Below are 8,982 nucleotides of genomic sequence, written 5' to 3' on the forward strand. Positions count from 1 at the left end.
CCACGCCTAGCGTGGCTGACCCCTTTCAAGGGGGCGTTGCGGTGTGGCTCCTCAACCCTTGAGGCAAGGCACCCGGCCAAGTTCGAGACGGGCCAACGCACGCGGGCCAGCTTTGCTGGTACCAGCCTGCATGGGGCAAGGAATACCGTGCACCCGTCGCGACCCCTTGTGGACCTGAACCCTTGGGGTGGCGGCGGATTTATCTTCCGGCTCATCGCCGGGTGCGCCCAGTCAGTGGCCACTGCTGACCGGTAACGCGTGATCTCAGTGGTGTTCCGCCAGTGTTCCGCGCAGTGCGGAACACGCGGGTACACGGAACAGCCAATCCACGTCTTGGCCCGAGCGTGGATGCGTTCCACGTGCGCTTCACGTGGCTCAAGCACCATGGTGCACGGTGTCACGCGGACACCGATCGGGCTGCCAAAGCTTGTTCCCCACCGTCCTCCGGGACTGGTGGTCTTTTGCCTGACCGTCGGTACGTGACGGCCAGGTCTCGATGGCCGTGGTGTAAGGGAGCACCCCAGTTCTCTGGCTGGGTGGAGCGCGTTCAAACCGCGTCGGCCATACCAAGAGGAGGCGTTATGTCTCTCGCTGACCGACTTGCTAACCCGAGAGTGCGCGGCAAGGACAGGTGCGTGGTCGAGTCCATCCTGGACGACCTGGCTGATGCTGACGCTGCTGCGGTCCGGGCTGCCCTGGCCGATCGCTCATACACCGCGGGCTTCATCGCGGAGTCGCTGACCTCCGAGGGCTACAAAATTTCGGACACAGCCATCATCCGGCACCGCACCTCCAGGTGTTGTTGTGTCTCTCGCTGATCGGCTGAGTCAGCCGCAGCAGCCCGACGCTCGCCGACCGAGGGTGCAACACCCGAAGGGCTGGATGCCCGGGGCCAGGCTGGATGATGGCCAGATCGCTGAAGCCATCGTTCAGTTCAACCCAGGTGAGATGTCGGACGACGAGAAGGCGTGGCGCGCAGAGATCCAGCGAGTCACCGGGTTCACCATCCCTGAGCACCGCCAGGTTGAACTCAAGGACACCCGCTACTGGGGAGACCCACAGACCCCGTACATCTACTGCCGCTTCACCATCACCGACCGCGATACCTCAGCCGAGAGGCTGGACGTCGAGGATCTCGTGAAGGCTGTGAAGGCAGTTCGTCGCAAGGCAGCTCCGAAGGCAGCAGGTACCGGCAGGGCGCTGATTGTGGCGTGGGCCGACCTACAGTTCGGGAAGGCCGGTTCCCGCGGGGACAGTGAAGACCTAGTTAACCGGGTGTTGTCCAAACTGGATGCACTCGACGGCTACGCGAAGGAAACCTGCTGTGACTCGGCGTACCTAGTGGACGTGGGCGACTGTGTCGAGTCGTTCGAGAACGTCCCTTCGCAGGCGTTCACCAACGACCTGTCGTTCCCGGAGCAGCTGCGCCTTGCGCGCCGCATGTTCACCGAAGCGGCGATGCGTCTCGCCCGGTCCCACGCGCAGGTGACTTGCGTCGGTGTGCCGTCCAACCACGGCCGGTGGCGCAAAGGCAAGGACCAGCTCGGTCGACCTGGCGACGACTACGGCATCGAAACCCTCGTTGCAGTGTCGGACGCGTTCGCGTTAAACCCCGACGCGTTCGGGCATGTGCAGTTCGTCGTTCCGGACGTGTGGGAAGAGACGGTCGCGCTCGATGTGAACGGCACGATCCTCGCTGTGACACATGGGCATCAGGTGGGTCGGCCGGAGCAGATCCCGAACTGGTGGGCACAGCAGGTCCACGGCGGTCAGCCCGCCGCGGACGCAGACATCTTGCTAACCGGCCATTTCCACTCGGTGCGTGTTCAGCCGTCAGGTCGCTCGGCGCACACCGGCCGGGCGAAGTGGTTCATCCAGGCACCCACTCTCGACAACGGATCGGACTGGTACCGCCTGAAGTACGGGGCGGACTCAGACCCGGCGTTGATGGTGTTCACGGTGGACGCGAACGGCTGGGACAACCTGAGGTTGCTCTAGGAGGCGACGCCGTGGCTGAGCAGTGGCGGTACGACGCGCGAGATCGGGCTACCAACCCCGGCCTGGTAGCGGTGTTCGAGGAACCACCTCGGCGGTGCGACTGCGATCCCAGCGACGGCTACGTGTGCGTCTGGCACGACTAGGCGGGTTCAGTGCCCGCTGCACTACTTGATGTTCTGGTGTCGGGGCTTCCGCTGAGGAGTCGCCATGTGGGATCGCCTATGGCGTGTATGGATCGTGTCCGCGGTCACGTCATTCTTGGGGCTTGAGGTTGCTGCACTACGGGCCCGCAAACGGGGCACGCAGGGTGCGACCCTCTCGGCTGCACTACGCCGCTGGCTGGGCATCGAACCCCGCACAGCACGCCGACTCGCCCTCTCGGCCGCGTTCGCCGGATTCTGGGCATGGTTCCTCACGCACATCCTCTTCTGACCTTGGGAGGCTGCGATGAGGTTCGTAGGCCGACTACGATCCGAAGTAGAGGATCCACAGCTACTGCGCATGACAAACGTCGAGCTGGTCAACTACCGCTCCTTCCAGGAGCGGGCGATGAACGTCGCCCTGGACCGCGGCGACTTCCCCTCGGCATACGCCGCCCGCGTCATCCACCGCATGTGCGTCGAGGAGCTGGACGCCCGCGAACTGGCGAGCCTGGAGGCGGTGTGAACCCCTACGACATGGCCCCCGGCCTGTACGTGGACCCAGACTCTCGGGCGTGGCGGTGGGTGAACTCTCAACCTGTCACACCGGACCGGTGGCTGATCAAGTCCCAGATCGCCATGAAGCCGATGGCGAAGTGGATCGGCCCCGGTGACCCCAGTTGGGTCGGCGGGTACCTCAGCGACGCAGCCAGACAGCAACTCCTACCGGTCCTGGTGGCCTATGCGATTCCGTTCCGGGACGTTGGCCAGCACTCCGCCGGGGGGTTGGGCAGTGTTGAGGCGTACATGCAGTGGGCTACCAAGCTCGCCAAGGTCATCGGCCCGAAACCCTGCGTGGTGATTCTAGAGCCGGACACGCTGATCCACATGCCCGCGTTAACGGAGGCGCGGCGGGCGGACCGGTGCGCGATGCTCTCCCATGCGGTACACACGCTCACCCGGCACGCACCGAACACCTACGTCTACCTGGACGGCGGGGATGGGGGTTGGACTTCGCCTGTCGTGCTAGCTCCATGGCTGGCGCGTTCCGGTGTGGCAGGTGCCCGCGGGGTCGCGGTCAACGTGTCCAACTTCAACACCACCGACACCTGCGTCCGGCATGCAGAGGGCATCAAGGCCGAACTGAAGCGCTTCGGTCTTGACGATGTCGGCTACGTGATCGACACGAGCCGCAACGGCAACGGCCCGGATGCGGCGGGAACGTGGTGCAACCCGCCCAGGCGGAAACTCGGCCAGACACCGCTGATCCGACCAGGTTCAGGCGCGGACGCACACCTGTGGATCAAACACCCCGGGGAGTCCGACGGGAACTGTGGTGTCGGCGTCGGTACCCAATCAGGGCAGTTCGTTCCCGATCTCGCTCTTCGACTGATCGCCGGCCGCTGACTGGTGACGGACTACCGCGGCAGCAGCCAAGCCGATGCCACCCAGAATCGTGATCATGATTGCGACGGAACTGCGCGAACCAAACGCATCCCGGCACTCGGCCCGATAGTCGCTTGCGCCCTGTACCCCGTTGGTCAGGCGGTCGACGATAGCTTCGTCGTCCGCCGCGGCGTAGCTCGGGTTCCACGGAGTGCCACACGGGATCGCAGTTCCGCTGCCGGGGATCGACTCGGGCAGCATGATCCCGAGGAACAGCCCCAGAACTAACAGGGCCAGGCCGCCGCCAACCAGTGCTCGGTACATGGTGCCTCCTAGGCTCTTCCCTCAATCATCGCGCCTGATCAAGGCAGCGTTACATACGGAGCGTGTCATGCCCGCTACTGCCCTTCCAGTCACCAACCTCGGTCACAAGACCGGCCTGAACGTCACTGCTGCTGACACCGGTGTCGCTGCTGACAACACCAACGGCAACTCTGTGGCCAACGGCGGGCGCACGTTCATCATCGCCCAGAACACCGCTGGCACGTCGGCCACGGTATCTGTAGCGGTCGAGAGGAACGTGGACCAGCAGACGGTTACCCCGGTGACCCACACCATCCCCGCCAACAAGGTCCACGTGATCGTCCTGGGCCCGCCCGCTATCTACGGGCAGAACACGATCGTCACCGCGTCCGCCTCGACCGTGAAGCTAGCTGCCTACTCCATGCCATCCTGATGGCCGGCGTGTGCGCCGAACCGGGCTGTCCGGAGTGGACGGTCCGAAACGGGCGCTGCCTCGCCCATGAACGGGCCCGCAGCCGACAACAGCACCGCACCGTGCCGACGAAAATGTCTCGTACCCACGCGGAGAGGAAACGTCGCGCGGCTGTCGTCGCGGAACATCGACGCCGACATGGCGATTGGTGTCCCGGCTACGAGGTCGAGCCACATGCAGCAGCAGACCTGACCGCGGACCACATCATCCCCGTGGCCCTCGGAGGTCACCCCGCAGGGCCACTCCAAGTTCTGTGCCGGTCCTGCAACTCGAGGAAAGCGGCGAGGGGGTGCTGATGCGCTACGACATCACCATCCCCCAGGGCACAACGTGGACAGTGTCGATCCCTGTCCTGGCCCCGAACGGCACACCGCAGAACCTCACGGGGTGGAACGCAGCTGGCCAAGTCAGGGCTTTCCACGAGTCCCCCGAGGTGCTGCACAACATCAGCATCAATCTTGAGGGATCCAACGTCGTTCTCACCGTCCTCCCCACCACATCATCGGCGTGGGCGTGGCGTAACGGTGTCTACGACGTTGAACTCACTTCACCTGATTCCAAGGTGATCCGCCTCGTCGAGGGCCACGTCACCGTCACACCTGAAGTCACACGCTAGGAGTCGTCATGCCCTTCACTGATACCGCGAAAAACGCCGCGGTCAACGGGGTCGCTGGCGGCGCGACCTGGATTTCGCTGCACACCGCAGACCCTGGCACCACGGGCACCGCTGAGGTCACGGGCGGTTCCTACGCAAGAGTGCAGACCACGTGGGGGGCAGCCGCATCCGGCTCACGGGTGGGTTCGCAGGCAGTCATCAACGTTCCCGCCGGAACCACCATCACTCACTGGGGCATCTGGTCGGCATCCACGTCCGGCACGTTCTACTACAGCGGCACGCTGCCTGCCTCTGAGACGTTCGGTTCCGCCGGCACCTACGGTCTCACGCCCACGCTGACCGCCTCCTGATCGGAGGTTCTCGGTGGCAGTCACAGTCCGATCCCACACGGTCGTCACCGGGGACGCAGTCACCTCAGTCTCCGCCACCAAACCTACCGGCACAGCGTCCGGTGATCTCTTGGTGGCTATGGTGTTCTGTGACGGTGACGCCACCGCATCTAACCTGACCGCCCCCGCGGGATGGACCCAGTCAGGCACTACCAGTTCAGTCACCAACGTCGGCCGCGCCAAGGTCTTCACCAAGACCGCTGGTGGTTCAGAAGGCTCGAGCTACACGTTCGGCGCTGGAACCAACACCTCAGCGGTCGTCATCCTGGTGTGCGTCACCGGGCAGGCTACCTCGACCCCGATCAACGTCACTCCCACGTGGGCTAGCTCAACCACCGCAGGCCAAACGGCACAGGTCGCCGCCTCGATCAGTCCCACGGTTGCCAATACTCTGCTGCTGTGCGGTTGGTCATGCGGCGCTGGGGCCACTGCGAGCTATACCCCACCGGCCGGGATGACCGAGCTGCGCGATGCCTGGTCGGGCTGGCAGTTCGCTTCCGTTGCGGCTCAGGATTTGGCTGCCTCGGGAGCGACCGGGACCCGAACGGCCACGGCCACCTCAGGCGGGAACGGCTGGCAAGCCGTCTCGCTCGCGATCGCACCTGCAGCGTCCCCGACTGGGTCGGCTACCGGGACCACAACCCTGGTCGCGACTCGGGCAGGCACGAAACGTGTCAACGGAACCCGAACTGCGGCTGCGACCCTGGGTGCTTCACGCACCACGACCCGGGCAACGACGGTCACCCGCACTGCTGGCTTGACGGTCACAGCTTCCGCTGTGGGCACCAGGACAACCATGGTCAACGTGAGTGCGCCGGTCAGCCTCTCTGTGTCACGGTCAACGGTCAAAGCTGTGGCGGTGGCGCGGACTGCGGCCGTGTCCTTGGATACTGCGAGGTCTTCCTCACGATCCACGGCGGCTGCGGTCACTGCCGACCTCGGCCTGGACAGCAACGAGGCAGCCGCTAAAGCTACGAGCGGGGGCAGCATTGCTCCCGTTACGCTGGGAACAGCCCGCACGGTTGCCCGTAGCTCCACAGGTGGAGCAGTCGGAAACCTGAGCCTGACCACCGAGGAAGACTCAGCTCGCGCTTCCGCGGCCGCGGCTCTCGCCGTGCTTGGTCTCTTGGCGGCGCGCTTGGGAGTCAGGGCAACTACCAGCGCGCGGACCGCTGCGCTTGTGCTGCTTGCCGACGAGGTGACGGAGAAGAGCGCCACCGGGCCTGTGCTGGCAGCACTAGAACTCACTACAAACCGGACTGGTGTCCACTCAGCTGCCAGTGACGCGGCAGCAGTGGTCAACGTGGCTGCGAGCCGCACCGGTCTTCGGCATGTCTCTGCCGCGGCTACAGCAGCTTTAGTGGTGGCTGGATTGGCTCACGCTGAGGGTGCTGCCCAAGGCGCTGCATCGGCACTGCTGAGCCTCGGGGCATCCGCGATTGGTGTCCGACACACTGCGGGTCTGACGTTAGCCCCGCTGTTCGTGGCTGCCGGTGCGACCGGGGTCAAGACGTCAGCGGGTTCTGTCCCGGCCGTGGTGTCCCTGTCGGCTCTCGCGGAGTCTGGCGCTGTGGTGGGTGGCGACGCTGTAGCCATGCTGACACTGGGAGCCTCTGCGACCGGGGTTCGCCATGTCGCGGGTTCTGCGGTAGCAGCGGGGGGGATCACTGCTCCTCTTGCGGGTTCAGGGTGGAGAGCACAGACCACGGTGGCGTCGTTGGGGTTGGCTGCCTACTCGGTTGGTCAACCAGCCCGCAGCAGTTCCCGCCCCGGGATCTTGTTGCTCAGCGCCGCCGGCACTGGGCTCCGGTTCGTCACATGGCCTCCGAACACGGGTGAAACAACCCTGGTGGCCGGGGTGAGCGCGGGTACCCCTGTTGCCTTGCTGATCGCAACGCCCGGCCACCCAACCGCTTCAGTCGTTGAAGCAGGCGTCCCCGCTGTTGAAGGCACCGCACGTGCCGGTGTCCCTGTCGAAGATCCGTGAGGTGAGCATGGGGCACATCAGCAGCAAAGAGCAGGACAGGATCTTGGCGTTCTGTGTCGAGGTGCTGCAGCGTTTGGGGATGCCGTCCTACGAGTTGGTGTTGAGTGACGAACCTAGCGATGAGGGCACCGACGCGTCGATTGCCTCCGTCCCGGGCCGATATGCCGCAACGTTGCGCGTGTGCAAAAGGTGGGACAGTCTGCCGAAATCAGAGAAGGTCAACACTCTGGTGCACGAGATGCTGCACCTCACCCACGCCGACCTAGTCCAGGATGCGATGCTCCCACTGGAGTTTTCTCCCTCGGTGTCCAGCGACCTGCGTCAGGCGGTTCGCGGGATTCTCGACATGGGCACTGAGCGGTGGGTTGACCGTATGTCCTACGTCATCGCAGAAGGTATGACCTACCCGAAGAAGGTTAAGGGCAAGGCAGGCCAGGGATGACCTACCACGTGGTACCCCGAGGGGATCTAGTGGAGCACACGGTCACTGAGGTTGGTGAGTGTGTGTGCGGGCCACGTGACCAGAGCGTGGTAGGTGATGACGGCAGCACTGTCTGGGTGACTGTGCACCACAGTCTGGACGGCAGGGAACAGAAGGAGACGCAGGCATGAGGTGGTTTCACCGAGCGTACGCCTTCCTGTTCGGATACTTCTGGCTGCCGTGCCACCTGTGCGGTGTTGCCTACGGCGGTCATCAGTGGCGTACATACGACGGTCAGCCTTGTGTCCTCAAGGACGGGCGAGGCATATGCCCCACCTGCACTAAGGCTGGCCTCGGCTCACACTGGCGGGTCTTCACCTCGTAGGTGTAGCTGATCAAGTGACTGGATGATTCAGTCGCCAACCCGCTTGATCAACATCAGACTTGATCAACTCTTTACAAGATCCACCCAGGGGGGTACCCCTCCCCCCGGATCACGTTCCCCGCCGCGGGCAAAGGCGCTGCAGCTGCGTACGGGTTCTGGAGTTCCTAGTTCACAAACTTGATCTTTGGTTGGTGGTGAAGTGCCATGCCGATCAACTCGGGTCCTCCACCAAACCCCAACGCGCGCCGGCGCAATGCTCGAACAGCGCGGGAACGCTTGCCCGCCGAAGGCCGTAAGGGTCCCGCGCCGGACTGGCCTCTTCCGAAGAACCTGACCCTGATGACTCAGCTCCAGATCGCCCAGTCGACTGTGGACGACTTGAAGGAGCAGGAGCCCCTTGAAGCGGCGGATCGACGGAAGCTGAACAAGGCTCTCGAGCAGTTGGTCTTCTTGGACACGAAGGCCCAGACCGTTGAGCAGGCTGAGCTGACGCTGTGGCTCGAGTTGTGGCGTACTCCGCAGGCGGTTGCTTGGGAGCGGCTTCGGTGGACCCGCGAGGTTGCCCAGTACGTGAGGTGGAAGGTGCTCGCCGAGTGGGGCGACATCGATGCCGCCAAGGAAGCTCGTCAACTCTCGGACCGGCTTGGCCTGACTCCGATGTCGTTGCTGCGGTTGCAGTGGGACATCGTCTCTGACGAGGTCGCCGAGAAGCGCCAGGAGGTTCGTTCGCAGTCCTCGAGTAAGGCTCGTTCTCGCCTGAAGGTGGTGGCGGACGATGCCGTGGAGGGGACCGGAGCATAACGGGGATTTCCCGTCGCTTGGGTGGGCTGTCGGCGAGTGGATCGAAGAGCACTGCGTAGTTGCAGATGGTGACCACCGTGGCGA

General features: G+C 64.3%; 10 protein-coding genes. 9 read left to right on the forward strand and 1 reads right to left on the reverse strand.

From position 1 onward, the window contains the following. The first annotated feature begins 882 nt into the window (after positions 1 to 882). The 3 genes from N8J89_RS08030 (at position 883) to N8J89_RS08040 (ending at position 3,545) form a co-directional block, all read left to right on the forward strand. On the forward strand, positions 883 to 1,998 hold the full coding sequence (locus N8J89_RS08030) for a hypothetical protein (RefSeq protein WP_283663713.1): 1,116 nt from the start codon (positions 883 to 885) through the stop codon (positions 1,996 to 1,998). 501 nt (positions 1,999 to 2,499) lie between these two features. Continuing rightward, positions 2,500 to 2,664, forward strand: a complete 165-nt coding sequence (locus N8J89_RS08035; protein WP_283663714.1) for a hypothetical protein — start codon at positions 2,500 to 2,502, stop codon at positions 2,662 to 2,664. Then, on the forward strand, positions 2,661 to 3,545 hold the full coding sequence (locus N8J89_RS08040; protein WP_283663715.1) for a glycoside hydrolase family 6 protein: 885 nt from the start codon (positions 2,661 to 2,663) through the stop codon (positions 3,543 to 3,545). Before N8J89_RS08035 ends, N8J89_RS08040 begins: the two co-directional genes overlap by 4 nt. On the opposite strand, the gene N8J89_RS08045 is transcribed toward N8J89_RS08040, so the two are convergent. Next, positions 3,495 to 3,848 (reverse strand): hypothetical protein, encoded by a 354-nt coding sequence (locus tag N8J89_RS08045; protein WP_283663716.1) that lies wholly within the window; start codon positions 3,846 to 3,848, stop codon positions 3,495 to 3,497. The two genes, N8J89_RS08040 and N8J89_RS08045, sit on opposite strands and share 51 nt — an antisense overlap. 67 nt (positions 3,849 to 3,915) lie before the next feature. Here N8J89_RS08045 and N8J89_RS08050 point away from each other — a divergent pair, with 67 nt between their 5' ends. From N8J89_RS08050 to N8J89_RS08070, 6 genes are all read left to right on the forward strand, one after another. Then, on the forward strand, positions 3,916 to 4,260 hold the full coding sequence (locus tag N8J89_RS08050; RefSeq protein ID WP_283663717.1) for a hypothetical protein: 345 nt from the start codon (positions 3,916 to 3,918) through the stop codon (positions 4,258 to 4,260). Positions 4,261 to 4,373: 113 nt separating this feature from the next. Then, positions 4,374 to 4,595 (forward strand): HNH endonuclease, encoded by a 222-nt coding sequence (locus tag N8J89_RS41875; protein WP_502868479.1) that lies wholly within the window; start codon positions 4,374 to 4,376, stop codon positions 4,593 to 4,595. Continuing rightward, on the forward strand, positions 4,553 to 4,915 hold the full coding sequence (locus N8J89_RS08055) for a hypothetical protein (protein ID WP_283663718.1): 363 nt from the start codon (positions 4,553 to 4,555) through the stop codon (positions 4,913 to 4,915). Before N8J89_RS41875 ends, N8J89_RS08055 begins: the two co-directional genes overlap by 43 nt. An 8-nt stretch (positions 4,916 to 4,923) precedes the next feature. After that, positions 4,924 to 5,265 carry a phage tail fiber protein gene (locus tag N8J89_RS08060; RefSeq protein ID WP_283663719.1) on the forward strand — a complete coding sequence of 114 codons (342 nt, stop codon included), beginning with the start codon at positions 4,924 to 4,926 and terminating at the stop codon, positions 5,263 to 5,265. 1,997 nt (positions 5,266 to 7,262) lie between these two features. Further along, positions 7,263 to 7,733, forward strand: a complete 471-nt coding sequence (locus N8J89_RS08065; RefSeq protein ID WP_283663720.1) for a hypothetical protein — start codon at positions 7,263 to 7,265, stop codon at positions 7,731 to 7,733. Between the two features lie 568 nt (positions 7,734 to 8,301). Beyond that, a complete protein-coding gene (locus tag N8J89_RS08070; RefSeq protein ID WP_283663721.1) occupies positions 8,302 to 8,898 on the forward strand; it encodes a hypothetical protein in 597 nt (198 codons plus the stop codon). The last annotated feature ends 84 nt before the right edge of the window (positions 8,899 to 8,982 follow it).

This window comes from Crossiella sp. CA-258035 (assembly GCF_030064675.1).
In the GTDB taxonomy this organism is placed as follows: domain Bacteria; phylum Actinomycetota; class Actinomycetes; order Mycobacteriales; family Pseudonocardiaceae; genus Crossiella.